This window comes from Streptomyces yatensis, from assembly GCF_018069625.1.
Lineage (GTDB): Bacteria > Actinomycetota > Actinomycetes > Streptomycetales > Streptomycetaceae > Streptomyces > Streptomyces yatensis.
Genome location: NZ_CP072941.1, coordinates 2,280,886 through 2,307,722 on the forward strand (window position 1 = coordinate 2,280,886; position 26,837 = coordinate 2,307,722).

Sequence of the window (26,837 nt, forward strand, 5' to 3'; positions counted from 1 at the left end):
CGCCGTGGCAGGCACGTGTCATGAGCCCGATCGGCCGCAGTACGGCCCCCGTCGAGGGCGTCCAGCGGCCCCTGCCCAGGGCGTCCAGCGGGCTCTGCCGAGGGCGTCCGCCGGGCTCTGCGTGAGACCCGCCGGACGCCCGGGCCGCTCATCCCAGGCGGTCGGCCACCAGGTCCCAGACGGTGTCGGCGAGCGCGCCCTTGGGACCGTACGGCACGGGCGTCTCGGTGCCGTCGGCGCCGAGCACCACGGCCTCGTTGGTCTCGGCGCCGAAGGTCTTGTGCTCCCCGACCTCGTTCACCACCAGCAGATCGCAGCCCTTGCGCGCCAGCTTGGCTCGGCCGTTGGCCAGCACATCGTCGGTTTCGGCGGCGAAGCCGACCACGATCTGGCCGGGGCGGGCGCGCTCCGCGGAGATCTCGGCGAGGATGTCCGGATTCCGTACCAGGGCGATCGGCTCGGGCTCCTGGCCGTCGCGCTTCTTGATCTTCCCCTCGGCGTAGTGCGCGGGGCGGAAGTCGGCGACGGCGGCGGCCATGACCACGGCGTCGGCGTCCGCGGCGGCCTTGAGCACGGCCTCCCGCAGCTGTGCGGCGGTGCCCGCGCGCACCACATCGGCGCCGGCCGGGTCGGGCAGCTCGCTGTTGGCCGAGACAAGAGTCACCCGCGCGCCCCGGGCGACGGCGGCACGGGCCAGGGCGTACCCCTGCCGGCCGGTGGAGCGGTTGCCGAGGAAGCGCACCGGGTCCAGCGGCTCGCGGGTGCCTCCGGCGCTGACCACGACATGGCGGCCGGCCAGGTCGGTGGTCCGCGCCTCGGCGCCGCGGGCCAGCACCCGGCGGCAGACCTCGAAGATCTCCCCGGGGTCCGGCAGTCGCCCCTTGCCGGTGTCCACACCGGTGAGCCGCCCCACGGCGGGTTCGATGACGATCGCGCCGCGGCGGCGCAGCGTCGCCACGTTCTCCTGGGTGGCGGGGTGCTCCCACATCTCGGTGTGCATCGCGGGCGCGAAGACGACCGGGCAGCGCGCGGTGAGCAGCGTATTGGTGAGCAGATCGTCCGCCAGGCCATGGGCGGCCTTGGCGAGCAGGTCGGTGGTGGCGGGGGCGATCACGAGCAGATCGGCGGACTGGCCGATGCGGACGTGCGGCACCTCGTGGACGGAGTCCCACACCTCGGTCGCCGCCGGATGTCCGGACAGCGCCGACCAGGTCGCCTCGCCGACGAAGTGCAGCGCCGAGGCGGTCGGCACGACGCGTACGTCATGGCCGGACTCGGTGAGGCGGCGCAGCAGCTCGCACGCCTTGTAGGCGGCGATCCCGCCACTGACACCCAGGACCACTTTGGGCTTGTCCATCGCTCGGCTCCCCACCGGGTACGTCGTCCGTCGTACGTCCAGTCACGGTACGCCGGGTCGGGTCACGTACCCATGACACACCACGAGCCCGGCAGTGACTGCCGGGCCGTGGGTGAAGCGATCGAAACCTACTGGGCGGGGCCCTCGATGGCCTCGGAGGTCAGCAGGCCCGCGTTGATCTCGCGGAGCGCGATCGAGAGGGGCTTCTCGTGGACGTGGGTGTCCACGAGGGGACCGACGTACTCGAGCAGGCCCTCACCGAGCTGCGAGTAGTACGCGTTGATCTGCCGCGCGCGCTTGGCCGCGTAGATCACCAGGCTGTACTTGGAGTCGGTGGCCTCGAGCAGCTCATCAATCGGAGGGTTGATGATCCCCTCGGGCGCGGTCATGGGAGAGGACACTCTCTAGCCTTCCTTATTACGCCTCATGGCAGGAGTGAATCGAAGATCAAGCCACTCGCATCAAGGCTAGCAGCTCATTCGCCACGTCCTCGACGGAGGTATTGACCAAGGTCGTATCGAACTCGGACTCGGCCGCCAGCTCGGTTCGAGCGGCCTGCAGGCGCCGCTCGATGACCTCGGGCGCCTCGGTGCCCCGGCCGGTGAGCCGGCGCACCAGCTCCTCCCAGCTCGGCGGCGCGAGGAAGACCAGCTGCGCCTCCGGCATGGACTCGCGGATCTGCCGTGCGCCCTGCAGATCGATCTCCAGCAGCACCGGCTCGCCCGCGCCGAGCCGCTCCATGACCGCCTCGCGCGGGGTGCCGTAGCGGTTGCCCGCGAATTCGGCCCACTCCAGCAGCTCACCATTGGCTATGAGCTTGTCGAACTCTCCGTCGTCCACGAAGAAATAGTGGACGCCGTCCCGCTCGCCGGGGCGCGGGCGGCGGGTCGTGGCGGAGACCGAGAGCCAGACCTCGGGATGTTCTTTGCGCATATGAGCGACGACCGTGCTCTTACCGACCCCTGAGGGGCCGGAGAGCACGGTCAGTCGCGGTCGTGCGGAGTGTGCTGCCATGGAGCGATTATCCAGGTTCCCGGGAGTGCCTGGAAACGCCGGGCGGCGTCAGCCGGCGGCGCCGCCGAACTCACGCTCGAGCGACGCGATCTGGTTGGAGCCCAGACCCCGCACACGACGGCTCTCGGAGATGCCGAGCCGCTCCATGATCTGCTTGGCGCGGACCTTGCCGACGCCGGGCAGGGACTCGAGGAGAGCGGACACCTTCATCTTGCCGATGACGTCGTTCTCCTGGCCCTGCTTGATGACCTCGTGCAGGGACGCGCCGGAGTGCTTGAGTCGATTCTTGACCTCGGCGCGCTCCCGGCGAGCCGCGGCGGCCTTTTCGAGCGCGGCTGCGCGCTGTTCAGGGGTAAGGGGCGGAAGAGCCACGCCTACGTCACCTCGGATGTCGAACTGTCGGATATGGACCGGTGAGGAACCTAGTCGCCCCTCACCTGGGGAGCAACGCGCAACGCAGCAGCGCGTTCGCTCTCGTCGGAGACTAGCGGCCGATCCCGCTCCAGTCAGCGAGAACAGACGAAAAGTCCTGGTCAGACTCGCTCGACTCGGACATTTACGGACAAAGTAGCCGGGTTATTCGGCCACGGCACGCACTTCCTCAGCCATTCGGGAGGCCGCCGCGACCAGCGACGCGGCGTCCGGACCGTGCCGGAGCACCCCCCGGCTGACACTCGGCACGACATTTTTGATCGCCGGGCCGAAGACCGCCGGAAGATCGGCGGGGGTCGCGCCCTGGGCGCCGATGCCGGGGGCCAGCAGCGGCCCGTCGATCGTCAGATCGACGCACGCCTCCTCCGGCGCCCGGCCCAGCGTCGCGCCGACGACCGCGCCGTACGAGCCGAGGCGGCCCTCGGCGGCCTCGGCCGCGTTCTCGGCCTTGAGCGCCCTCAGCACGGTGGCCGCGACGGTCGAACCGTCGGGCCGCACCGCGTGCTGCACCTCGGTGCCCTCCGGGTTGGAGGTCAGCGCCAGCACGAAGACGCCCGCTCCCGCCGCCCGCGCCGCGTCCAGCGCCGGGCGCAGCGAGCCGAAGCCGAGGTAGGGGCTGACGGTGACCGCGTCCGAGAACAGCGGGCCGGCCGGATCCAGATAGGCGGAGGCGTACGCGGCCATGGTCGATCCGATGTCGCCGCGCTTGGCGTCCATCAGGACCAGCGCCCCGGCGGCGCGGGCGTCGGCGACGGCCCGCTCCAGCACCGCGATGCCGCGGGAGCCGAACCGCTCGAAGAACGCCGACTGCGGCTTGAGGACGGCGACCCGCTCGGCGAGGGCGTCCACGACGGTCCTCGTGAACCGCTCGAGCCCCGCGACGTCGTCCCCCAGGCCCCAGTCGGCGAGCAGGGAGGCGTGCGGGTCGATGCCGACGCACAGCGGGCCGCGGGCGTCCATGGCGGCGCGCAGCCGCGTACCGAAGGGGGTGGGGGCAGGGGTCGTCATGGGTCTCTCCTCAGGAAATTCAGCCCCTCCGGGGGCAGCCTCCGGCCCAATCTCCCAGCTGTTCGGGAACGGGCGGGGCGGGGCGGGGAACAACGCCGCCGGGGGCGTTACGCGGCGGCCTCGGCGCCCACGGCCTCGGCAAGGGTGGCGTACGGGCTCGCGGCCAGGCGGTCCGCGAGGCCGCGGTGGATCTCACGGCACCAGAACGGGCCCCGGTAGATGAAGGCGCTGTAGCCCTGCACCAGCGTGGCACCGGCCAGAATCCGCTCCCAGGCGTCGTCGGCGGTTTCGATCCCGCCGACCCCGACGAGGGTCAGCCGGTCCCCCACACGGGCGTACAGGCGGCGCAGCACCTCCAGGGAGCGCGCCTTCAGGGGGGCGCCGGACAGGCCGCCGGTCTCGGCGGTGAGCCGGGAGTCGGAGGTGAGGCCGAGGCCGTCGCGGGCGATGGTCGTGTTCGTGGCGATGATGCCGTCCAGGCCGAGCTCGACCGCCAGATCGGCGACCGCGTCCACGTCCTCGTCGGCGAGATCCGGCGCGATTTTGACCAGAAGTGGCACCCGGCGATCGGTGACCGTACGGTCCGCGGCCTCGCGGACGGCGGTCAGCAGCGGCCGCAGATGGTCCACGGCCTGGAGATTCCGCAGTCCGGGGGTATTGGGCGAGGAGACGTTGACGACGAGGTAGTCGGCGTGGGCGGCGAGCCGCTCGGTGGAGGTCACGTAGTCGGCGACGGCCTCCTCCTCCGGGACGACCTTGGTCTTGCCGATGTTGACGCCCAGCGTCGTGGCGAAGGCCGGGCGCCGGGCGGCGAGGCGGGCCGCGACCGCCGCCGAGCCCTCGTTGTTGAAGCCCATCCGGTTGATCAGGGCACGGTCGGCGACCAGCCGGAAGAGCCGCCGCTTGGGGTTGCCGGGCTGCGGCTGGGCGGTGACCGTGCCGATCTCGACATGGTCGAAGCCCAGCATGGCCATGCCGTCGATTCCGGCGGCGTTCTTGTCGAATCCGGCGGCGAGCCCGAAGGGCCCGTGCATCCGCAGGCCCAGCGCCTCGGTGCGCAGCGCCGTGTGGCGGGGGGCGAGGACGGCGGCGGCGAACGTCCGCAGGACGGGGACGCGGGCGGCCAGCCGGATCCAGGAGAAGGCCAGGTGATGGGCCTTCTCCGGGTCCATGCGCCGAAAGATCAGGTTGAACAGGAGCGCGTACATGGAGGGCTTTCTGCGCGGAAGAAGGGGTGGGCTCATGAAGGGCTCAAGGGCTCATGAGAAGGGTGGGCTCATGAAGAGGGGGACACCGGCCGGTGTCCCCCTCCCTCGCCTCACTCCTCGCGGGCGGCGGTCAGATGTTCCGCGTGTTCCTGGAGCGATCGGACGCCGACCGCGCCCCGGCCCAGCGCCTCGATGCCCTGGACGGCGGCCGCGAGCGCCTGGACGGTGGTCAGGCAGGGCACCCCGCGGGCGACGGACGCCGTACGGATGTCATAGCCGTCCAGCCGGCCCCCGGTGCCGTACGGGGTGTTGACGATCAGGTCGACCTCGCCCTCGTGGATGAGCTGGACGATGGTCTTCTCGCCGTTGGGGCCCTCGCCCTCGCTGTGCTTGCGCACCACGGTCGCGTTGATCCCGTTGCGCTTGAGCACCTCCGCCGTGCCCGAGGTGGCCAGCAGCTCGAAGCCGAGGCCGACCAGCTCCCGGGCCGGGAAGATCATCGAACGCTTGTCGCGGTTGGCGACGGAGACGAACGCGCGCCCCTTGGTCGGCAGCGCGCCGTACGCCCCGGCCTGCGACTTGGCGTAGGCCGCGCCGAAGACCGAGTCGATGCCCATGACCTCACCGGTCGAGCGCATCTCCGGGCCGAGGATGGTGTCCACCCCGCGCCCGGAGGCGTCCCGGAACCGCGACCAGGGCATCACGGCCTCCTTGACGGAGATCGGCGCGTCCAGCGGCAGCGTGCCGCCGTCGCCGCTGGAGGGCAGCAGCCCCTCGGCGCGCAGCTCGGCGACGGTGGCGCCCAGCGAGATCCGGGCGGCGGCCTTGGCCAGCGGTACGGCGGTGGCCTTGGAGGTGAAGGGGACGGTACGGGAGGCGCGCGGGTTGGCCTCCAGCACGTAGAGAATGTCTCCGGCCAGCGCGAACTGGATGTTGATCAGCCCGCGGACGCCCACCCCGCGCGCGATGGCCTCGGTCGAGGCGCGCAGCCGCTTGATGTCGAAGCCGCCGAGGGTGATCGGGGGCAGGGCGCAGGCCGAGTCGCCGGAGTGGATCCCGGCCTCCTCGATGTGCTCCATGACGCCGCCGAGGTAGAGCTCCTCGCCGTCGTAGAGCGCGTCCACGTCGATCTCTATGGCGTCGTCGAGGAAGCGGTCGATGAGCACGGGGTGCTCGGAGATCAGCCCGGCGTGCCGCTCCAGGTAGGCGGCGAGCGAGGGCTCGTCGTAGACGATCTCCATGCCGCGGCCGCCGAGGACGTAGGAGGGGCGGACCATGACCGGGTAGCCGATCTCGGCGGCGATGCCCTTGGCCTGGGCGAAGGAGAAGGCGGTGCCGTACTTGGGCGCGGGCAGCCCGGCCTCGGTGAGCACCCGGCCGAAGGCGCCGCGCTCCTCGGCGAGGTTGATCGCCTCGGGCGAGGTGCCGACGATGGGCACGCCGTTGTCCTTGAGCGCCTGGGCGAGACCCAGCGGGGTCTGGCCGCCGAGCTGGACGATCACACCGGCGACCGGGCCCGCCTGCTGCTCGGCATGAACGATCTCCAGTACGTCCTCCAGGGTGAGCGGCTCGAAGTAGAGCCGGTCGGAGGTGTCGTAGTCGGTGGAGACGGTCTCCGGGTTGCAGTTGACCATGACGGTCTCATAGCCCGCGTCATGCAGCGCGAAGGAGGCGTGGACGCAGGAGTAGTCGAACTCGATGCCCTGGCCGATGCGGTTGGGGCCCGAGCCGAGGATGATCACCGCGGGGGTCTCGCGCGGGGCGACCTCGGACTCCTCGTCGTAGGAGGAGTAGAAGTACGGGGTCCTGGCGGCGAATTCGGCGGCGCAGGTGTCGACCGTCTTGTAGACGGGCCGGATGCCGAGCGCGTGCCGCACCTCGCGGACCACGTCCTCGCGCAGCGAGCGGATGCCGGCGATCTGGGCGTCGGAGAAGCCGTGCCGCTTGGCCTCGGCGAGCAGCTCGGGGACGAGCTTGTCGGCGGCGGCGACCTCGTCCGCGATCTCGTTGATCAGGAAGAGCTGGTCCACGAACCAGGGGTCGATCCGGGTGGCGTCGAAGACCTCCCGCTGGGTGGCCCCGGCGCGGATCGCCCGCATCACGGTGTTGATCCGCCCGTCGGTCGGGACGGTGGCCCGGGCCAGCAGCTCGGCCTTGTCACCGGGCTCCCCGGTGAAGTCGAACTGGCTGCCCTTCTTCTCCAGCGAGCGCAGCGCCTTCTGCAGCGCCTCGGTGAAGTTGCGGCCGATGGCCATGGCCTCGCCGACCGACTTCATGGTGGTGGTGAGCCGGGCGTCGGCGGCCGGGAACTTCTCGAAGGCGAAGCGCGGCACCTTGACCACGACGTAGTCGAGCGTGGGTTCGAAGGACGCCGGGGTCTGCTCGGTGATGTCGTTGGGGATCTCGTCGAGGGTGTAGCCGACGGCCAGCCGGGCGGCGATCTTGGCGATGGGGAAGCCGGTGGCCTTGGAGGCGAGCGCCGAGGAGCGGGAGACGCGCGGGTTCATCTCGATGACGATGACCCGGCCGTCGTCGGGGTTGACCGCGAACTGGATGTTGCAGCCGCCGGTGTCGACGCCGACCTCGCGGATGACGGCGATGCCGATGTCCCGCAGGATCTGGTACTCGCGGTCGGTGAGCGTCATCGCCGGGGCGACGGTGATCGAGTCACCGGTGTGCACGCCCATGGGGTCGAAGTTCTCGATGGAGCAGACGACCACGACGTTGTCGTTGCGGTCGCGCATCAGCTCCAGCTCGTACTCCTTCCAGCCGAGGATGGACTCCTCCAGGAGCACCTCGGTGGTCGGCGAGAGGGCCAGGCCCTGGCCGGCGATGCGGCGCAGCTCGTCCTCGTCGTGGGCGAAGCCGGAGCCCGCGCCGCCCATGGTGAAGGAGGGGCGGACCACCACGGGGTAGCCGCCGAGCTCCTCGACGCCCGCGAGGACGTCGTCCATGGAGTGGCAGATGACCGAGCGGGCGGACTCACCGTGGCCGATCTTGGCGCGGACGGCCTCGACGACGGTCTTGAACTGGTCGCGGTCCTCGCCCTTGTGGATCGCCTCGACATTGGCGCCGATCAGCTCGACGCCGTACTCGTCGAGGGTGCCCGCCTGGTGCAGGGAGATGGCGGTGTTGAGCGCGGTCTGGCCGCCGAGGGTGGGCAGCAGCGCGTCGGGGCGCTCCTTGGCGATGATCTTCTCGACGTACTCCGGGGTGATCGGCTCGACATAGGTGGCGTCGGCGATCTCCGGGTCGGTCATGATCGTGGCCGGGTTGGAGTTGACCAGGATGACCCGCAGGCCCTCGGACTTCAGCACCCGGCAGGCCTGGGTGCCGGAGTAGTCGAACTCGGCGGCCTGGCCGATGACGATCGGGCCGGAGCCGATGACCAGGACGGACTGGATGTCGGTGCGCTTAGGCACGCTGGCCCTCCATCAGGGACACGAAGCGGTCGAACAGGTACGCGGCGTCATGCGGACCCGCGGCGGCTTCGGGGTGGTACTGGACGCTGAACGCGGGGCGGTCGAGCAGCCGAAGCCCCTCGACCACGTTGTCGTTGAGGCAGACGTGGGAGACCTCGGCGCGGCCGAAGGGGGTGTCGGACGGCGCGTCGAGCGGGGCGTCCACGGCGAAGCCGTGGTTGTGGGCGGTGACCTCCACCTTCCCGGTGGTGCGGTCCTGCACCGGCTGGTTGATCCCGCGGTGGCCGTACTTCAGCTTGAAGGTGCCGAAGCCGAGTGCGCGGCCGAGGATCTGGTTGCCGAAGCAGATGCCGAACAGCGGTGTGGAGCGCTCCAGCACGGCCCGCATCAGGGCGACCGGGTGGTCGGCGGTGGCCGGGTCGCCCGGGCCGTTGGAGAAGAAGACCCCGTCCGGGTCGACCGCGTAGATGTCCTCGGCGGTGGCGGTCGCGGGCAGGACGTGCACCTCGATGCCGCGCTCGGCCATCCGGTGCGGGGTCATGCCCTTGATGCCCAGGTCGATCGCGGCGACGGTGAACCGCTTGGTGCCGATCGCCGGGACGACATAGGCCTCGGCGGTGGCGACCTCGCCGCTGAGGTCGGCGCCCTCCATCTGCGGGGCGGCCTGCACCTTGGCGAGCAGCGTGGCCTCGTCGGCGACGGCGGCGCCGGAGAAGATGCCCACCCGCATGGCGCCGCGCTCGCGCAGATGGCGGGTGAGGGCGCGGGTGTCGATCCCGCTGATGCCGACGACGCCCTGGGCGGTGAGCTCCTCGTCGAGCGAGCGGCGCGAGCGCCAGTTGGAGGGCGTACGGGCCGGGTCGCGCACCACATAGCCGGAGACCCAGATGCGCTTCGACTCCGGGTCCTCGTCGTTGACGCCGGTGTTCCCGATGTGCGGGGCGGTCATCACGACGACCTGGCGGTGGTAGGAGGGGTCGGTCAGGGTCTCCTGGTAGCCGGTCATTCCGGTGGAGAACACGGCCTCGCCGAAGGTCTCCCCCACGGCCCCGTAGGCCCGGCCGCGGAAGGTGCGGCCGTCCTCCAGGACGAGTACGGCAGGGGCGCTGGCGCCCCGGGTGGAGGTCGTCATCGTTCGGCGCCTTCCGTCTGGTTGCTGGGGTTGTTCTGGTCGCTGTCGGAGGTGGTGAGGGCATCGACCCAGGCCGGGTGCTCGGCGGCGTGGTCGGAGCGGAAGCCCGAGTCGATCAGCTTCTCGCCCAGCTGCCAGGTGATCACCAGCAGCCCGCCCTCGGCGAGGACCTTGCCGGCGATGCCCTTGTCGAGCCGGGCGCCGCGCAGCTGGGCGGCGGGGATGAAGAAGTCCCGGGCGCCCGGCCGCACCACGCTCACGCCCTGGTCGGTGAGGGTGAGCTCGACCCGGCTGCGGGTGCCGAGGCCGTGGGCGACGATCCGGTCCAGCCACTGCCCGGCGGTGGTGGAGCCGTGGTAGCGGCCGCTCGTCCTGAGCTTGGGCTCACCGGGCTCGGACGGGGTCTGGGGCAGCTCGGGGAGGTCGCCCTGGAGGGTGCCGCGCCACTTCCAGCCCTCGCGCATCAGCCAGTAGACCAGCGCGATGACCAGCAGCAGCCCGACGACCCAGCCGATCCGGGCGGCCCAGTCCGTCACGTCCTGCGATTTCTGCTCGGCGGCCAGGCCCGCGAATCCCGCGAGGCCCGCCACCGGATGGTTCACAGATGTCACGCCAGCTTCCCGTCCACAACCGTCGCCCGGCCCCGCAGGAAGGTGTATGTCACGCGGCCCGGCAGTTCGCGGCCCTCGTAGGGGGTGTTGCGGCTGCGGGAGGCGAAGCCCGCGGGGTTCACCACACCACGGTAAGCGGAGTCGAGCAGGGTGAGGTTGGCGGGCTCCCCGGCGGCGACGGGACGGCCGTGGCCGGTCAGCCGGCCGATGGCCGAGGGCCGCACCGACATCCGGTCGGCGACGCCCGTCCAGTCCAGCAGCCCGGTGTCGACCATGGTGTGCTGGATCACGGACAGCGCCGTCTCCAGGCCGACCATGCCCATGGCCGCGGCGCCCCACTCGCAGTCCTTGTCCTCGTGCGGATGCGGGGCGTGGTCGGTGGCCACGCAGTCGATGGTGCCGTCGGCGAGCGCCTCGCGCAGCGCCATCACATCGGCCTCGGTGCGCAGCGGCGGGTTCACCTTGTAGACGGGGTCGTAGGAGCGTACGAGCTCGTCGGTGAGCAGCAGATGGTGCGGGGTGACCTCGGCGGTCACGTTCCAGCCCTTGGACTTGGCCCAGCGGACGATCTCGACCGAGCCCGCGGTGGACAGATGGCAGATGTGCACCCGGGAGCCGACGTGCGCGGCGAGCAGCACATCGCGGGCGATGATCGACTCCTCGGCGACGGCCGGCCAGCCGCCCAGGCCCAGCTCGGCGGAGACGACGCCCTCGTTCATCTGGGCGCCCTCGGTGAGCCGGGGCTCCTGGGCGTGCTGGGCGATGACGCCGTCGAACGCCTTCACATACTCCAGCGCGCGGCGCATGATCACCGCGTCGTCCACGCATTTGCCGTCGTCGGAGAAGACCCGCACCCCGGCGGCGGAGTCGTGCATCGCGCCCAGCTCGGCGAGCTTCTTGCCCTCCAGGCCCACGGTCACCGCGCCCACCGGCTGGACGTCGCAGTAGCCGGACTCCCGGCCCAGCCGCCACACCTGCTCCACGACGCCCGCGGTGTCCGCGACGGGGAAGGTGTTGGCCATGGCGTGGACCGCGGTGAAGCCGCCGACCGCGGCGGCCCGGGTGCCGGTGAGGACCGTCTCGGAGTCCTCGCGGCCGGGCTCGCGCAGATGGGTGTGGAGGTCGACCAGGCCCGGCAGCAGGATCTGCCCGGCGACGTCGATCACGGTGGCGCCGTCCGCGTCCAGCCCGGTGCCGACCGCGGCGATGCGCTCCCCCTCGATCAGCACGTCCCGCGGCTCACCGCCGAGCACCTTCGCCCCGCGAAGCAGCGTCTTGTGGGTGTCGCTCATGGTCACTTGCTCTCCTCGGTGCGGGCGGCGGCGACGGCGGACTCGTTCCCGCCGAGCAGCAGATACAGGACGGCCATGCGGATCGAGACGCCGTTGGCGACCTGCTCGACGGCGGTGCAGCGGTCGGAGTCCGCGACCTCCGCGGTGATCTCCATGCCGCGGTTCATGGGGCCGGGGTGCATCACGATGGCGTGCTCCGGCATCCGCGCCATGCGGTCGCCGTCCAGGCCGTAGCGGCGGGCGTACTCCCGCTCGGTGGGGAAGAACGCGGCGTTCATCCGCTCGCGCTGGACGCGCAGCATCATCACGGCGTCGGTCTTGCCGACCACCGCGTCCAGGTCGTAGGCGACCTCGCAGGGCCAGCTCTCCACGCCGAAGGGGACCAGCGTCGGCGGGGCGACCAGGGTGACCTCGGCGCCCAGGGTGGCCAGCAGATGGACGTTGGAGCGGGCCACCCGGCTGTGCAGGATGTCGCCGACGATCGTGACCCGGCGCCCGGCCAGGTCCTGTCCGACGCCGGAGGCGTCCGGGATCAGATGGCGGCGCATGGTGAAGGCGTCGAGCAGCGCCTGGGTGGGGTGCTCATGGGTGCCGTCGCCCGCGTTCACCACGGCGCCGTTGATCCAGCCGGAGGTGGCGAGCCGGTGCGGGGCGCCGGAGGCGTGGTGGCGGATCACCACGGCGTCGGCGCCCATCGCCTCCAGGGTGAGCGCGGTGTCCTTCAGGGACTCGCCCTTGGAGACCGAGGAGCCCTTGGCGGAGAAGTTGATGACGTCGGCGGACAGCCGCTTGGCGGCCGCCTCGAAGGAGATGCGGGTGCGGGTGGAGTCCTCGAAGAAGAGGTTGACGACGGTACGGCCGCGCAGGGTCGGCAGTTTCTTGATCGGCCGGTCGGCGAGCCGGGCCAGTTCCTCGGCGGTGTCGAGGATCAGGACGGCATCGTCGCGCGAGAGGTCGGCGGCCGAGATGAGGTGGCGCTTCATCCGGTTGCTCCGTGGGTGAAGGAGGTGTGCGGGCGTACGGGCGGGCAGGCGCGGGGACCGGTGTCATGGCGGCACCGGTGGTCCGTCGGGCGGGTCCCCCGGGGTCGCCGGGGCGGCACTCGCCGTCGGTGAGGGCGCTACTTCCCGTCCGCGGGGGTGGTCTCGCGCAGCCCGAGGAGCACGCTGTCGCGGCCGTCCTCCTCGGTGAGCTGGACCTTGACCGTCTCCCGCAGCGACGTGGGGAGGTTCTTACCGACATAGTCGGCGCGGATCGGCAGTTCACGGTGACCACGGTCGACGAGGACCGCGAGCTGGACCGCGCGCGGCCGCCCGATGTCACCGAGGGCGTCGAGCGCGGCGCGGATGGTGCGGCCGGAGAAGAGCACATCGTCGACGAGGACCACCAGACGGCCGTCGATGCCGTCGTCGGGGATCTCGGTGCGGGCGAGTGCGCGGGCCGGGCGCAGCCTCAGGTCGTCGCGGTACATCGTGATGTCGAGCGAGCCGACCGGGATCCGGCCGGGCTTGCCGGTGATCTCTTCGAGCCGGGCGGCCAGCCGCCGGGCGAGAAAGACACCACGGGTGGGAATGCCGAGCAGCACCACGTCATCGGCGCCTTTGGCGCGCTCGACGATCTCGTGGGCGATGCGGGTGAGAACGCGCGCGATATCCGGTGCTTCCAGCACGGGTCGCGCGGCGTCCGAGGTTCGGGCGTCCATACGAAACGGACCTCCTTCTCCGCCTCACGGGACGGACCTTAAAGGACGGTCGGATTTGCGCCATTCACACTAGCAGGGGTCCCGGGTGCTCCCGTCATCACCCCTGGCCGGAGCCCCTCCGCTCCGTTCGGCTTGACGAATGGAAATTACGCTGCGTAACCTCACAGTGAGTGACCAGCCGCGCGGCACAGCCGCACGTCGATACAGCGTCCGGGGAGCTTTATGTCCAGCGAATACGCCAAACAGCTCGGGGCCAAGCTCCGCGCCATCCGCACCCAGCAGGGCCTCTCCCTCCACGGTGTCGAGGAGAAGTCCCAGGGCCGCTGGAAGGCCGTGGTGGTGGGATCGTACGAGCGCGGCGACCGCGCCGTGACCGTGCAGCGTCTCGCCGAGCTGGCCGACTTCTACGGCGTCCCGGTGCAGGAGCTGCTTCCGGGCACGAGCCCGGCCGGGGCCGCCGAGCCGCCGCCGAAGCTGGTACTGGACCTTGAGCGACTGGCCCATGTGCCGGTCGAGAAGGCAGGCCCGCTGCAGCGGTATGCCGCGACGATCCAGAGCCAGCGTGGCGATTACAACGGCAAGGTGCTCTCGATCCGCCAGGACGACCTGCGCACCCTCGCCGTCATCTACGACCAGTCGCCGTCCGTGCTGACCGAACAGCTGATCAGCTGGGGCGTGCTGGGCGCCGACGCCCGCCGCGCGGTCCAGCACGAGGACGTCTGAGTCTCCGTCCCTTTTCCCTCTTCACCAGCAGAAACGTGCCGCCGGGGGCGGTGGAGCCCTTCTGGGTCCTCCACCGCCCCCGGCGGCTTTGTCGTATGACGCGCCTGTGCGGCGTCCGTCGTATGGCCCGGCGGCCCGGCTCGTGGTCCGGCGTGACGGCCCCGTCGCGGCTATGCCCGGTGCTCCGGGTGCTCCTGATCGCGACGCAGACTCGGCTTCAGCTCCTTGATACGGCCCAGCAGACCGTTGACAAAGGCCGGGGAGTCGTCGGTGGAGAACTCCTTGGCGAGCTGCACCGCCTCGTCGATCACCACCGCGTCCGGGGTCTCGTCCTCCCACACCAGCTCATACGCGCCCAGCCGCAGGATGTTCCGGTCGACGACCGGCATCCGGTCCAGCGTCCAGCCGACCGCATAGGTGGCGATCAGCTCGTCGATCCGGTCGATGTGCTGCGCATATCCCTCGACGAGCTGCATCGTGTATTCGCTGACCGGCGGCTGCCGGTCGTCGGTCCGGGCGAGCCGGATCCAGTCCGCGAGCACGATCTGCACGGTGGCGCCGCGCTGATCGGCCTCGAAAAGGATCTGAAAGGCACGCTTACGGGCCTTGTTGCGGGCAGCCACGGTTAGTTGTTCACCCGACCGAGGTACTCGCCGGAGCGGGTGTCGACCTTGATCTTCTCACCGGTGGTGATGAACAGCGGCACGCCGATCTCGTAGCCGGTCTCCAGCTTGGCGGGCTTGGTGCCACCGGTGGAGCGGTCGCCCTGGACGCCCGGCTCGGTGTACTCGATCACGAGCTCGACGGCGGCGGGGAGCTCGACGTACAGCGGGTTGCCCTCGTACATCGCCACGACGGCCTCGAAGCCCTCCAGCAGATAGCGGGCGTTGTCGCCCACGACCTCGGGGGTGATGTAGATCTGGTCGAAAGTGTCCATGTCCATGAACACAAAGCTCTCGCCGTCCTTGTACGAGAACTGCATGCCGCGCTTGTCGACATTGGCCGTCTCGACCTTCACGCCGGCGTTGAAGGTCTTGTCGACCACCTTGCCGGACAGCACGTTCTTGAGCTTGGTGCGCACGAAGGCGGGGCCCTTGCCGGGCTTGACGTGCTGGAACTCGACGACGGACCACAGCTGGCCGCCTTCGAGCTTGAGCACCAAGCCGTTCTTGAGGTCGTTCGTGGATGCCACGGTTGCGGGTTCTCCTGGACTACAGCTGGCGGAGACCAGAAAGCCGCCGGCGCGCCCTGTTCCTCAGAGTGCGAGCAGCTCTTTGGTCGTGATGGTGAGTAGCTCGGGTCCGCCGTCCGCCTCGGGGCGGACGACGAGCGTGTCATCGATCCGGACACCGCCCCGTCCCGGGAGGTGGACCCCCGGCTCGACGGTGACCGGCACACAAGCGTCCAGTTTACCCATGGCGGACGGTGTGAGCCGAGGGTCCTCGTCGATTTCCAGGCCCACACCGTGTCCGGTGCACGGTTCGAGGGCGTCTCCGTAGCCCGCCGCGGTCAGCACCTGGCGGGTCACCCGGTCCACATCGCAGTAGGCCCGGCCCGGCAACAGCGCCTCCCGCCCGGCGCGCTGGGCGGCGAAGACGGCATCGTACAACTCGACCTGCCAGTCCGCGGGCGAGGGTCCGATGACGAAGGTACGGCCCACCTGGCAGCGGTAGCCGCGGTAGTCGGCGCCCAGGCAGATGGTGAGGAAGTCGCCCTCCTCGACCCGCCGGTCGGTGGGCAGATGGCCGGGGCGCCCCGCGTTGGGCCCCGCCGCGACGACGGTGGGGAAGGCCGGGCCGTCCGCACCGTGGTCCACCAGCCGGCGCTCCAGCTCCAGCGCCAGATGCCGCTCGGTGCGGCCCACCAGGATCGACTCCAGCAGCTCGCCGAGCGCCTGGTCGGCCAGCTCCCCGGCGATCCGCATACAGGAGATCTCCTCGTCGTCCTTGACGAGCCGCAACTGCTCGACGGCGCGGTCCAGATCGGCCAGCCGGACCCGGGGGGCGGCGGTGCCGAGCGCCCGATGGCGGGCCACGGTCAGATCGTGCTCCTCGACGGCCAGCGAGTCGGCGCCGTCCGCCGCGGCCAGATCGGCGGCGGCCACCGCCGGATCGCCGTCCGCGCCGGGCAGGACGAGCAGCCGCGGCTCCTCCGAACGCGTCGGGCCCGAGGAGAGGTGTGGGGAGAGCGGCGGGGCGGACGGGACCTCCGCGGCCACCAGCACATCCTGGACGGGGCCGAGCAGCAGCACCGCCCCGGGCGGCACGGCGCCGCACAGGTAGCGCACATTGGCGGGCCGGGACACCAGCGCCGCCGCGCTCCCGGCCGCGGTGCACTGATCGTGCAGACGGGCACGTCGGGCCGCGTACACCTCGGACATGTCCCCGAGCGTACGCACGCTCGGGGAGGACGGCCGGTCGAACGGGTCCGGATGGGGTCCTTGCTCACCAGCTCGGTGGGCTCGCGATGGAGCGGGTGACGACCTCGTCGAGCATGCGGGCCGTGGTCTCCACGTCATACGTGGAGTTGTCGATGATCGGCAGGCCGGAGCCGTACCACCCGGCCATCCGGCCGTGGATCCGCGCCACCTCCTCGTCGCTGAGGCGGCGGTTGCCGGTGCGGGCCGCGTTCCGCTCCAGGACGATCTCCAGGCCCGGAAGAACCACCACCGGCAGCAGACCGGGACCGACATGGCGCTTCCAGCCGCCGAGGCCGACGACCGGGCGGTCCGGGAAGACGGCGTCGTCGAGGATGCAGGAGATCCCGTTGGCCAGGAAGTTACGGGCGGCGAAGCCGCAGGTGCGGCGGGCGAGACGATACTGCGCCTCGGAGTTCTCGTTCCACCCCGACTGGGGGTTGGCGAAACCGGACCGGACCCACTCCCGCACATCGTCCAGGCTGATGTGCGCGGTCGGCACCCGGCGGCGGTCGGCCCAGTGGCGCGCGACCGTCGTCTTGCCCGCCCCGGCCGGTCCGATCAGCAGGACCGCCACCGCCGCCTGCGAGACATCGGCGAGCGACGGGTCGGCCGGGGGGTGCGGCAGCGGCACCGGCCCGCCGGGCGGCAGCTGGATATGGCCGGTGGTGTTCACCGTCTCCAGCGGCGCCCCGGGATGCGCGGGCGGGGCCGGCGGAGGCGATACCGGAGGTTGGGCGGGCGGTCCGGGGTGCTGCGCGGGCGGTGCGTGGTGCCCGGGCACCGGAGGCGCGGGCGGGGCGGGGGGATTGGGGTGAGGTCCCGGGTGATGGTTCGCACTCGCGCCCTGGGCCCAGCCCGCACCCTGCGGACCGGGCACCGGCCCCGGCTGGTGGGGCGGTGGCAGCGGAGCTCCCACTGCATGCTGCATCCGGTGGCACTCCGTCTCGTACAGGCAGTTCTCATCCGACAACTGTCACGTTGATACGGCGGTGAGGCCGCTCCTACCGAACGGTACCTGCCCAGAGCGCCGCTGTGTGAACGCCCCGCAAACCCGTTGTGTGCCCGCTACCCCTTGCCAGCCAGGCAATTCGTCCGGCCAGGGCCGCAACTGCGAGGGGCTGGGGAGCCGTTCGAAAGCCCGCGGCGGTGCCGCGGGCTTCGAGGGCGATGACGCAGTTGTGACGCGACGACTACAGCGGACGACGGATGCGCCCCGGGTCAGCGGGAGACCTCCGCGTACGCCGCGAGGAGCACCGCCGGGTCCGGGCCCTCCAGGACGGTGGGCTTGGCGAGACCGTCCAGGACGATGAAGCGCAGCAGGTCACCGCGGGACTTCTTGTCGACCCGCATGGTCTCCAGCAGCTTGGGCCACTGGTCGCCGCGATAGGTGAGCGGCAGTCCCACGGACTCCAGGACGGCGCGGTGGCGGTCGGCCGTGGCGTCGTCCAGACGGCCCGCCAGCCGCCCCAGCTCGGCGGCGAAGACCATGCCCACGGAAACGGCCGCGCCATGGCGCCAGTTGTAGCGCTCGTTCTTCTCGATGGCGTGGGCGAGCGTATGCCCGTAGTTGAGGATCTCCCGCAGTCCGGACTCCTTGAGGTCGCTGGAGACGACCTCGGCCTTGACCCGGATGGAGCGCTCGATCAGCTCGGCGGTGTGCGGGCCGGCGGGGGTGCGGGCGGCGGCCGGGTCCCGCTCGATCAGCTCCAGGATCTCCGGGTCGGCGATGAAGCCCGCCTTGATGATCTCGGCGAGCCCGCTGATGTAGTCGTTGACCGGCAGCGAGTCCAGCGCGGCCAGATCGCACAGCACCCCGGCCGGGGGGTGGAAGGCGCCGACGAGGTTCTTGCCCTCGGCGGTGTTGATCCCGGTCTTGCCGCCGACGGCGGCGTCCACCATGCCGAGCACGGTCGTGGGGACGGCGATCCAGCGCACACCGCGCAGCCAGGACGCGGCGACGAATCCCGCGACGTCGGTGGTCGCGCCGCCGCCCACGCCGACGATCACATCGCTGCGGGTGAAGCCGGTCTGCCCGAGCGCCTTCCAGCAGTACGCGGCGACCTCGGCGGTCTTGGCCTCCTCGCCGTTGGGCAGCTGGATCGCGACGGCGTCGTACCCCTGCTCGGCGAGGTCCTGGCGGATGGCCTCACCCGTCTCGGCCAGCGCCTCGGGGTGCAGGACGGCGACGCGCTTGGCCCCGGCGCCGATCAGCCCGGGGAGCTCACCGAGGAGCTGCCGGCCGATCAGCACCTCGTACGGCGCGGTGCCCGCGGTGCCTCCGACCTGGATGCGCGTAGGGGTCTCGGCCACAGGGGGTGTCATGCGTTCTTCAGCTCCAGTACGTCCAGGACGGCCTCGGCGACGTCCTCGGGGGTGCGGTCCTCGGTCGACACGGCGGCGCGCGCGACCTCGGTGTACAGCGGGCGGCGCTGCTCCATCAGCTCGCGCCAGCGCTGGCGCGGGTTGACCGTGAGCAGCGGGCGGGGGGCGTCAAGACCGGTGCGCTTGACGGCCTCGGCGACGCCCATCTCCAGGAAGACGACGGGGAGGCCGACGAGCAGCTCACGGGTGCCCTCGTCGAGGACGGCGCCGCCGCCCAGCGCGAGCACGCCCCGGTGCTCGGCGACGGCGGTCCGTACGGCCTGCCGCTCCAGCTCACGGAAGTGCGGCTCGCCCTCGTCGATGAAGATCTCCGAGATCTCCTTGCCGGCCGTGGCGACGATGTCGGTGTCGCTGTCGCGGAAGGTGGTGCCGAGCCGCTGGGCGAGCACCTGCCCGACGGTGGTCTTCCCGACGCCCATGGGCCCGACCAGCACGACGACGGGGCCCTCCCCCACCTGCCCGCTCAGCCCTGCTGAATCGTTCGCTTCTCCGCCCACTCGGCGAAGGCGCGCGTCGTCGTCCGTCTGCCGCCCGGCGGCCTCGCGTGCGTCGCTCACCGGATGGCCAGGTTCTCGAGGAAGCTCCGCACATTGCGCCGCGTCTCGGCGACCGAGTCGCCGCCGAACTTCTCGGCGACCGCGTCCGCCAGGACCAGCGCGACCATCGCCTCGGCGACGATCCCGGCCGCCGGGACGGCGCAGACGTCGGAGCGCTGGTGGTGGGCCTTGGTCGGCTCGCCGGTGGTCACATCGATGGTGGCCAGCGCCTTCGGCACGGTCGCGATCGGCTTCATCGCGGCCCGCACGCGCAGCGGCTCGCCGGTGGTCAGCCCGCCCTCGGTGCCGCCCGAGCGGCCCGAGGAGCGCCGGATGCCCTCGTCCGTGGAGACGATCTCGTCATGGGCCTTGGAGCCGGGCACCCGGGCGAGGTCGAAGCCGTCGCCGACCTCGACACCCTTGATGGCCTGGATGCCCATCAGCGCACCGGCCAGCCGTGCGTCGAGCCGGCGGTCCCAGTGCACATGGGAGCCGAGGCCCACCGGCACGCCGTACGCGAGCACCTCGACGACACCGCCGAGGGTGTCGCCGTCCTTGTGGGCCTGGTCGATCTCGGCCACCATCGCCTTGCTCGCGTCGGCGTCCAGGCAGCGCACCGGGTCGGCGTCCAGCTTCTCGACGTCGGAGGGCTTGGGGTAGACGCCGTACGGCGCCCGCGCGGCGGCCAGCTCCACCACGTGCGAGACGATCTCGATCCCGGCCGTCTCCTTGAGGTAGGAGCGGGCGACGGTGCCCAGGGCCACCCGGGCGGCGGTCTCGCGGGCGCTGGCGCGCTCCAGGATCGGCCGGGCCTCGTCGAACCCGTACTTCTGCATCCCGGCCAGGTCCGCGTGGCCGGGGCGGGGGCGGGTCAGCGGGGCGTTACGGGCGAGTCCCTCGAGGATCTCGGGGTCCACCGGGTCGGCGGCCATGACCTGCTCCCACTTCGGCCACTCCGTGTTGCCGACCATGATGGCGACCGGGGAGCCGAGGGTCAGTCCGTGCCGTACGCCGCCGATGAAGGTGACCTCGTCGCGCTCGAACTTCATCCGGGCACCGCGGCCATAGCCGAGCCGCCGTCGGGCCAGGGCGTCCGCCACCATGTCGGTGGTGATCGGCACCCCGGCGGGCAGCCCCTCCAGCGTCGCCACGAGTGCGGGGCCGTGCGACTCCCCCGCGGTCAGCCAGCGCAACCTGCTCAACGGTGCTCCCTCATGCGCGTGCCTCGACGTCTTGCGGCGCGACCCGGTCCGCGCGACTCCGGCCCGCACCTCCGATCCTCCCACGACCCGGGAGTCTCATCGGTGCGTGGTCCATGGGGTGGACGGTCGCGGCGGGCCGGGGGCGCCCCGCGGGAACGGTCGCCGCGGGCCGGGCGGGGGCCGACGAGCGGCCCATGAGGCGGGTCAGCGGGCCGCCAGCGCCTCGCGCATCGCGGCCAGGGGCGCGGGGGCGCGCCCCGTCATCCGCTCGACCTGGAGCACCGCCTGGTGGACCAGGAGGTCCAGGCCGCCGACGACCGAGCCGCCGCGGGCCGCCCAGGCGGCGGCGAGCGGGGTCGGCCAGGGCTCGTAGAGGACGTCGAAGAGCGCGCCGGGGCGGTCCGGTACGGACGCGGCGAGCGCGTCGGTGGTGCCCGCGGGGGTGGTGGCGATCACCAGGGGCGCGCCGAGCGCCTCGGCCGCGTCGCCCCAGTCCGCCGTGCGCACCGCCACGCCCAGCCGCTCGCCCCACTGCCGCATCTCGGCGGCGCGGGCCTCGCTGCGGACGTACGCGGTGACCTCGCCGTCGCAGATCCGGGAGAGCGCGGCCAGCGCCGAGGAGGCCGTGGCGCCGGCGCCCAGCACGGCGGCGCGCGCCACGCGCCCGACACCGCGCTCCCGCAGCGCCGCCAGCATGCCCGGGATATCGGTGTTGTCCCCGTGCCCGCGGCCGTCGTCGGTGAAGACGACCGTGTTGACGGCCTCCACCGATGCCGCGGTCTCGGTGATCTCGTCCAGCAGCGGGATGACGGCGCGCTTGAGCGGCATGGTCAGGGACAGCCCGGCCCAGGCCGGTCCCCCGTCCTCGCCGAGGTGTTTGAAGAAGTCCGGCAACGCGGTCTCGTCCACCTCGAAGCGGTCGTACGTCCAGCCGCTCAGGCCCAGCTCCCGGTACGCCGCGCGGTGCAGCACCGGTGACAGGGAGTGGGCGATCGGCGAACCGAGCACCGCTGCCCTGCGGTTTTCCGACATCTTTCCTCAGCCGTTGTTCGTGCGCTGCTTATTGAACTTGTCGACCCACTTCTGATGGTCCGCGTAGGTCTTGGAGAACTCGCTCTTGCCGCTGACCGCGACGAAGTAGTACCACCCGTCGGAGGTCGGGTTCAGCGACGCCTTCAGCGCGTCCGCACCCGGATTGCCGATCGGGCCCGGCGGGAGCCCCTTGTAGAAGTAGGTGTTGTACGGATTGTTGTATCCCTTGATCTCACTGATCGGGATATCCAGCTTGCTCTGGTTCTTGATGTAGTTGTACGTGGAGTCGAATTCCAGCTTGCCGTACGTCTCGGGATTCGCGGGCTTGAGCCGGTTGTAGACGACCTCGGCCATCTTCCGGAAGTCGTCGTGGGTGACGCCCTCCGCCTGGACCAGGCTGGCCACGGTGATCAGCTGGAGCGGGGACTTGAGGCCCAGCTCCTTCGCCTTGCCCTCCAGATCCTGGCTGCCGTAGTTCCGGTTGGCCTCGGCGACCATCTTCCGCAGCACGTCCGCGGGTTTGGCGCCCTTGCCCACGCTGTAGCGGGACGGGTAGAGGAAGCCTTCCAGCGGATCCTTGATCTTGCTGTTGTCGTTGGCCCAGGAGGGCAGCCCGAGGCTCTTCGCCTCCTTCTTGGCGATGCCCGCGGTGGTTCCCGCCTTGACGCCGACCTTCTTGTCGATCGCCGCGTAGATCGCGGCGTCGCGCATGCCCTCGGTGACGATCAGGGCGTTGCTGCTGGTGGGGTCGAGCATCAGCTTGACCGCCGCCGCGCCGGACATCTCCTTGCGCAGGCTGTAGGTGCCCGGCTGGACGAACTTGCCGCTGTCCTCCACGGCCTCGACGAAGGCGCCGCTGCTCTTGACCACGCCCTTGTCGGCGAGGATCGAGCCGATCTCGGCATTGCCGGAGCCGGAGGGAACCTCCACCTCGATCCGCCCGGTGCCGTCGCCGGAGTAGTCGGGTGCGGGGCCGAAGCGGGTCTGCCAGAAGTCGTAGGCGTAGTAGCCGCCTCCGCCGACGGCACCCACCAGGACGACGGTGACGAAGAGGCACGCCACGCCGCTGCGTCGCTTCTTGGGCTTCTTGCCCTTGCCCTTCTTGCCGCCGCGCGCGCCGGGCTCGTCGTCGTCATCGTCGTCGTCCGCCGCGTCGTCCAGGCCCCGGCCGCCGCCGTCCGTGAAGAATGGATGGTCGTCCTCGGCGTCCGCCCGGGCGGACGGCTCCTCGGGGGACTCACGCTGGCGCGGCACCTGGTGCTCCGCGGGCACCGTGGGCATCTGCTGTGTCTGCGCGGGCACATGGGCGCCCTGGGGCCCCGAGGGGGCCTGCGGTGACTGCTGTTGTCCCTGGTAGACGTCCTGGGCCGGGTAAGACGCGCCCTGACCCCCGTAGGGATCCTGCGGGTCCATGCCCCCGTACGAGCCGTCCTGGGGCGGGTAGGGCACACCCTGGCCGGGGTACTCCTGCGGGTGCCGCTGATGCGGGTAGCCGGCGTCCTGCCCGTCCCACTGGGGCTGCTGATGCTGCTGGGGATCCTGCTGGTATCCATGCGGATACTGCTGGTGCCCGTAGGGATCCTGGGCGTACGCGTCCTGGGCGTAGGAGCCCTGAGCGTACGGATCCTGTCCGTAGGCCTCCTGCGCATAGGGGTCCTGCGCGTACGGCTCCTGAGCGTAGGGGGCCTGCGCATAGGGATCCTGACCGGCCACCGTGGGCCGGCCGCTCCACTCCCGGTCCCCGTACAGCGGATCCTCGGGATGCCACGGTTGGGAGCCGGGTCCCCGGCCGTACTCAGTCATCGATCCCCTAGCGACGGAGGTGGTCACCGCTCGGCGTGTTCGTGGCACGGGTGGCGGCGGCCATGTCGCGCGGAACGTTACCGTACCGCGATCAGATGACCACTTCGACGGCTTCTCCGGGGGCCCTGCCCGAGACCCGCTCGGTCTCCAGCGCACTCTGCAGGATCACCACGGCGGCCGCCTGGTCAACGACCGAGCGGCCCTTCTTCGACGTCACCCCGGAGGCGCGCAGCCCCTGGGACGCTGTGACAGTGGTCATACGCTCGTCGACGAGCCGTACCGGCACCGGGGCGACCCGGCGCGCCAACTCGCGCGCGAAGGTGCGCACTTTGGCCGCGGCCGGCCCCTCGCGCCCGCTGAGCGAGCGCGGCAGGCCGACCACCACCTCGAGTGGTTCGTACTCCTCGACGAGCGCCGCGAGCCGCTTGTGGGCGGCCGGGACGTCGCGTCCCGGCACGGTCTCCACGGGGGTGGCGAGGATCCCGTCGGGGTCGCACGAGGCGACCCCGATCCGGGCGTCCCCGACGTCGATGGCGATCCGCCTGCCGCGTCGCACGGTGATCAGGCCGATTCCGCGACGAGCCGCTCGACGGCCTCGATGGCCTCGCCGACGGCGTCCGGGTTCTGGCCGCCGCCCTGGGCCACGTCCGGCTTGCCGCCGCCTCCGCCGCCGAGCGTCTTGGCGGCGGTGCGGACCAGGTCACCGGCCTTCAGACCGCGCTCACGGGCGGCCTCATTGGTGGCGATCACGGTCAGCGGACGGCCGCCCGCCACGGTGAAGAGGGCGACGACGGCGGGACGGTCACCAGGGATGCGCCCGCGCACGTCCAGGACCAGCTTGCGCAGATCGTCGGCGGAGGTGCCGTCCGGCACCTTGGCGGCGACCAGGGCCGTGCCCCGGACGTCCTTGGCGCCCTGGGCGAGACCGGCGGCGGCCTGCAGCACCTTCTCGGCGCGGAACCGCTCGATCTCCTTCTCGGCATCCTTGAGCTTGCTCAGCATGCCGGAGATCTTCTCCGGGAGCTCCTCGGGGCGGCCCTTGACCAGGTCGGTGAGCTGGGAGACGACCGTGTGCTCACGGGCCAGGAAGTTGTAGGCATCCACGCCCACCAGGGCCTCGACCCGGCGCACACCGGAGCCGATGGAGGATTCGCCGAGCAGCTTCACCAGACCCAGCTGGGCGGTGTTGTGCACATGCGTGCCACCGCACAGCTCCTTGGAGAAGTCGCCGATGGTCACCACGCGCACCCGGTCGCCGTACTTCTCGCCGAACTCGGCGATGGCGCCCTGCTTCTTGGCCTCGTCCATGCTCATCACCTCGGCGGAGACGTCGAGTTCCCGCGAGAGCACTTCGTTGATCTTCTGCTCGACGTCCATGAGGACCCCGCCGGGCACGGCGGCCGGCGAGCCGAAGTCGAAGCGGAAGCGGCCGGGCGAGTTCTCCGAACCGGCCTGGGCGGCGGTCGGGCCCAGGGCGTCGCGCAGCGCCTGGTGGGTGAGGTGGGTGGCGCTGTGGGCGCGGGCGATGGCCCGGCGGCGCGTGACGTCGATCCGGGCGTGGACACCGGCGCCGACCGTCACCTCGCCGACCTGGACGACGCCCTTGTGCACGCTGACGCCGGGCACCGGCTGCTGGACGTCCCGGACCTCCACCACGGCGCCGGTGTCCAGCTTGATCCGGCCGGTGTCGGCGAGCTGGCCGCCGCCCTCGGCGTAGAACGGGGTGCGGTCCAGGACGACCTCGACCTCGTCGCCCTCGGTGGCGGCGGGCGAGGACACCCCGTCGACCAGCAGGCCGACGATGGTGGACTCGCCCTCGGTGTGGCTGTAGCCGGTGAACTCGGTCAGGCCGGAACTGTCGGCCACCTCGCGGTAGGCGGACAGGTCGGCGTGGCCGGTCTTCTTGGCCTTGGCGTCGGCCTTGGCGCGCTCCCGCTGCTCCTTCATCAGCCGGCGGAAGCCCGCCTCGTCCACCGAGAGGCCCTGTTCGGCGGCCATCTCGAGGGTGAGGTCGATCGGGAAGCCCCAGGTGTCGTGGAGCAGGAACGCCTTGTCGCCGGCGAGCACGCTGCCACCGGCGGCCTTGGTGTCGGTGACGGCGGTGTCGAGGATGTTGGTGCCGGCCTTGAGCGTCTTGAGGAAGGCCGACTCCTCGGCGAGGGCGACGGTCTCGATGCGCTTGCGGTCGGTCAGCAGCTCCGGGTACTGCTGGCCCATCGTCTTGAGGACGACGTCGACCAGCTCGCCGACGACCGGCTCGGTGGCGCCGAGGAGGCGCATGTTGCGGATGGCGCGGCGCATGATGCGGCGCAGCACATAGCCGCGGCCCTCGTTGCCGGGGGTGACGCCGTCACCGATGAGCATGACGGAGGTGCGCATGTGGTCGGCGACCACGCGCAGCGCGACGTCGGTGTCATGGGCGGCGCCGTAGGCGACCCCGGTCAGCTCGGTGGCCTTGTCCATGACGACGCGCAGGGTGTCGGTCTCGTACATGTTCTGCACGCCCTGCAGGATCATCGCGAGGCGCTCGAGGCCGAGGCCGGTGTCGATGTTCTTGCTGGGCAGCTCGCCGAGGATCGGGAAGTTCTCCTTGCCCTCGCCCGGACCGCGCTCGTACTGCATGAAGACCAGGTTCCAGATCTCCACGTAGCGCTCGTCGTTGACGGCCGGGCCGCCCTCCTCGCCGAACTCCGGACCACGGTCGTAGTTGATCTCGGAGCAGGGGCCGCAGGGGCCGGGGACGCCCATGGACCAGTAGTTGGGGCCCATGCCCAGGCGCTGGATGCGCTCGGCGGGGACGCCGATCACCTCGCGCCAGATGCGCTCGGCCTCGTCGTCCTGCTCGTAGACGGTGATCCACAGCCGCTCGGGGTCGAGGCCGTAGCCGCCCTCCTCCTGGGAGCTGGTCAGCAGCTCCCAGGCGTACTTGATGGCGCCTTCCTTGAAGTAGTCGCCGAACGAGAAGTTCCCGCACATCTGGAAGAAGGTGCCGTGGCGGGTGGTCTTGCCGACCTCTTCGATGTCCGGGGTGCGCACGCACTTCTGCACGCTGACGGCGCGGTCGAAGGGCGGCTTGACCTCGCCGAGGAAGTACGGCTTGAAGGGGACCATGCCCGCGGGGACCAGCAGCAGCGTCGGGTCGTCCGCGATGAGCGACGCCGACGGCACGACGGTGTGCCCGCGCTCCTCGAAGAAGCGCAGCCAGCGGCGGCGGATTTCAGCCGACTCCATCAGTGGTCCTCATTTCCGGCTTTGTGGAGCTTGTGGGGAGTGGTGTGGGTGAGCTGGGCCCGGCCCCGCTGGGCCGGGAGCTGCTTGCGGTCGTCCGGCGGTGGCGCCGAGAGCCCGAGCGCGTCCTTGAGCGCGGCCTCGCGGTCGGCCATGCCGTCCCGTACGTCGAGGGCGAAGACCTTGATCCGCCGGCCCGCCAGCACCGCGCGGTCGGCGGCCTGCGCCGCCAGACTCTCCGGGGTGAGCTGGTTGAGCTTGCGGTTGACCTTGGTGGTGGCCCACACTCCGGCGGCGACGCCGGTGGTGAACCAGAATGTGCGGCGGAACATCC

General features: G+C 71.3%; 25 protein-coding genes. 1 reads left to right on the forward strand and 24 read right to left on the reverse strand.

What is annotated here, in order from left to right; translation table 11 throughout:
* Window positions 1-148 precede the first annotated feature (148 nt).
* The 12 genes from coaBC to pyrR all read right to left on the reverse strand — a co-directional run bounded on the left by coaBC (window position 149) and on the right by pyrR (window position 13,178).
* Window positions 149-1,357, reverse strand: coding sequence for a bifunctional phosphopantothenoylcysteine decarboxylase/phosphopantothenate--cysteine ligase CoaBC (gene coaBC, locus J8403_RS08950; RefSeq protein WP_211122707.1), 1,209 nt, complete (start codon window positions 1,355-1,357; stop codon window positions 149-151).
* A gap of 128 nt (window positions 1,358-1,485) precedes the next feature.
* Window positions 1,486-1,746 (reverse strand): DNA-directed RNA polymerase subunit omega, encoded by a 261-nt coding sequence (gene rpoZ / locus J8403_RS08955; protein ID WP_020867048.1) that lies wholly within the window; start codon window positions 1,744-1,746, stop codon window positions 1,486-1,488.
* Window positions 1,747-1,804: 58 nt separating this feature from the next.
* Complete coding sequence (gene gmk, locus J8403_RS08960; RefSeq protein ID WP_211122708.1) at window positions 1,805-2,371, reverse strand: guanylate kinase; 567 nt, start codon at window positions 2,369-2,371, stop codon at window positions 1,805-1,807.
* A 48-nt stretch (window positions 2,372-2,419) separates the two neighbouring features.
* On the reverse strand, window positions 2,420-2,743 hold the full coding sequence (locus J8403_RS08965; protein ID WP_009713618.1) for an integration host factor: 324 nt from the start codon (window positions 2,741-2,743) through the stop codon (window positions 2,420-2,422).
* Between the two features lie 204 nt (window positions 2,744-2,947).
* The gene (gene pyrF, locus J8403_RS08970; protein ID WP_211122709.1) at window positions 2,948-3,811 is read right to left on the reverse strand and encodes an orotidine-5'-phosphate decarboxylase; all 864 of its coding nucleotides are present in this window, start codon (window positions 3,809-3,811) and stop codon (window positions 2,948-2,950) included.
* Between the two features lie 107 nt (window positions 3,812-3,918).
* Entirely contained in the window at window positions 3,919-5,019 is a 1,101-nt protein-coding gene (locus J8403_RS08975) for a quinone-dependent dihydroorotate dehydrogenase (RefSeq protein WP_211122710.1), read from the reverse strand.
* A gap of 110 nt (window positions 5,020-5,129) precedes the next feature.
* Window positions 5,130-8,441: a carbamoyl-phosphate synthase large subunit gene (gene carB, locus J8403_RS08980; protein WP_211122711.1), complete on the reverse strand. Its 3,312-nt coding sequence runs from the start codon at window positions 8,439-8,441 to the stop codon at window positions 5,130-5,132.
* A complete protein-coding gene (gene carA / locus J8403_RS08985) occupies window positions 8,434-9,573 on the reverse strand; it encodes a glutamine-hydrolyzing carbamoyl-phosphate synthase small subunit (RefSeq protein WP_211122712.1) in 1,140 nt (379 codons plus the stop codon). The genes carB and carA overlap by 8 nt, the downstream gene beginning before the upstream one ends.
* Entirely contained in the window at window positions 9,570-10,184 is a 615-nt protein-coding gene (locus tag J8403_RS08990; RefSeq protein WP_211122713.1) for a PH-like domain-containing protein, read from the reverse strand. The genes carA and J8403_RS08990 overlap by 4 nt, the downstream gene beginning before the upstream one ends.
* A complete protein-coding gene (locus J8403_RS08995; RefSeq protein WP_211122714.1) occupies window positions 10,181-11,476 on the reverse strand; it encodes a dihydroorotase in 1,296 nt (431 codons plus the stop codon). Before J8403_RS08995 ends, J8403_RS08990 begins: the two co-directional genes overlap by 4 nt.
* A 2-nt stretch (window positions 11,477-11,478) precedes the next feature.
* A complete protein-coding gene (locus J8403_RS09000) occupies window positions 11,479-12,459 on the reverse strand; it encodes an aspartate carbamoyltransferase catalytic subunit (protein WP_211122715.1) in 981 nt (326 codons plus the stop codon).
* Between the two features lie 137 nt (window positions 12,460-12,596).
* Window positions 12,597-13,178, reverse strand: a complete 582-nt coding sequence (gene pyrR / locus J8403_RS09005) for a bifunctional pyr operon transcriptional regulator/uracil phosphoribosyltransferase PyrR (RefSeq protein WP_198271584.1) — start codon at window positions 13,176-13,178, stop codon at window positions 12,597-12,599.
* Between the two features lie 222 nt (window positions 13,179-13,400).
* On the opposite strand from pyrR, the gene bldD reads away from it, so the two are divergent.
* Entirely contained in the window at window positions 13,401-13,901 is a 501-nt protein-coding gene (bldD, locus tag J8403_RS09010) for a transcriptional regulator BldD (protein ID WP_014056259.1), read from the forward strand.
* Window positions 13,902-14,071: 170 nt separating this feature from the next.
* Here bldD and nusB read toward each other — a convergent pair whose 3' ends face one another.
* From nusB to J8403_RS09070, 12 genes are all read right to left on the reverse strand, one after another.
* Entirely contained in the window at window positions 14,072-14,524 is a 453-nt protein-coding gene (gene nusB / locus J8403_RS09015; RefSeq protein WP_161559374.1) for a transcription antitermination factor NusB, read from the reverse strand.
* 2 nt (window positions 14,525-14,526) lie between these two features.
* Window positions 14,527-15,093, reverse strand: a complete 567-nt coding sequence (gene efp / locus J8403_RS09020; RefSeq protein ID WP_059146782.1) for an elongation factor P — start codon at window positions 15,091-15,093, stop codon at window positions 14,527-14,529.
* 63 nt (window positions 15,094-15,156) lie between these two features.
* Window positions 15,157-16,281: an aminopeptidase P family protein gene (locus J8403_RS09025; RefSeq protein WP_211122716.1), complete on the reverse strand. Its 1,125-nt coding sequence runs from the start codon at window positions 16,279-16,281 to the stop codon at window positions 15,157-15,159.
* Window positions 16,282-16,345: 64 nt separating this feature from the next.
* Window positions 16,346-17,248, reverse strand: coding sequence for a Pro-rich N-terminal domain-containing protein (locus J8403_RS09030; protein WP_211122717.1), 903 nt, complete (start codon window positions 17,246-17,248; stop codon window positions 16,346-16,348).
* Between the two features lie 290 nt (window positions 17,249-17,538).
* The gene (aroB, locus tag J8403_RS09035) at window positions 17,539-18,642 is read right to left on the reverse strand and encodes a 3-dehydroquinate synthase (RefSeq protein WP_211122718.1); all 1,104 of its coding nucleotides are present in this window, start codon (window positions 18,640-18,642) and stop codon (window positions 17,539-17,541) included.
* Complete coding sequence (locus tag J8403_RS09040; RefSeq protein WP_093470630.1) at window positions 18,639-19,121, reverse strand: shikimate kinase; 483 nt, start codon at window positions 19,119-19,121, stop codon at window positions 18,639-18,641. The genes aroB and J8403_RS09040 overlap by 4 nt, the downstream gene beginning before the upstream one ends.
* A gap of 134 nt (window positions 19,122-19,255) precedes the next feature.
* On the reverse strand, window positions 19,256-20,440 hold the full coding sequence (aroC, locus tag J8403_RS09045; protein WP_211122719.1) for a chorismate synthase: 1,185 nt from the start codon (window positions 20,438-20,440) through the stop codon (window positions 19,256-19,258).
* A gap of 204 nt (window positions 20,441-20,644) precedes the next feature.
* Window positions 20,645-21,472 (reverse strand): shikimate dehydrogenase, encoded by an 828-nt coding sequence (locus J8403_RS09050; protein WP_211122720.1) that lies wholly within the window; start codon window positions 21,470-21,472, stop codon window positions 20,645-20,647.
* Window positions 21,473-21,478: 6 nt separating this feature from the next.
* Window positions 21,479-23,275 carry an endolytic transglycosylase MltG gene (gene mltG, locus J8403_RS09055; RefSeq protein WP_211122721.1) on the reverse strand — a complete coding sequence of 599 codons (1,797 nt, stop codon included), beginning with the start codon at window positions 23,273-23,275 and terminating at the stop codon, window positions 21,479-21,481.
* Window positions 23,276-23,366: 91 nt separating this feature from the next.
* Complete coding sequence (gene ruvX / locus J8403_RS09060) at window positions 23,367-23,831, reverse strand: Holliday junction resolvase RuvX (RefSeq protein WP_211122722.1); 465 nt, start codon at window positions 23,829-23,831, stop codon at window positions 23,367-23,369.
* A gap of 5 nt (window positions 23,832-23,836) precedes the next feature.
* The gene (gene alaS, locus J8403_RS09065; protein WP_211122723.1) at window positions 23,837-26,506 is read right to left on the reverse strand and encodes an alanine--tRNA ligase; all 2,670 of its coding nucleotides are present in this window, start codon (window positions 26,504-26,506) and stop codon (window positions 23,837-23,839) included.
* Complete coding sequence (locus J8403_RS09070; RefSeq protein WP_093466156.1) at window positions 26,506-26,835, reverse strand: DUF6167 family protein; 330 nt, start codon at window positions 26,833-26,835, stop codon at window positions 26,506-26,508. The genes alaS and J8403_RS09070 overlap by 1 nt, the downstream gene beginning before the upstream one ends.
* Window positions 26,836-26,837 lie beyond the last annotated feature (2 nt).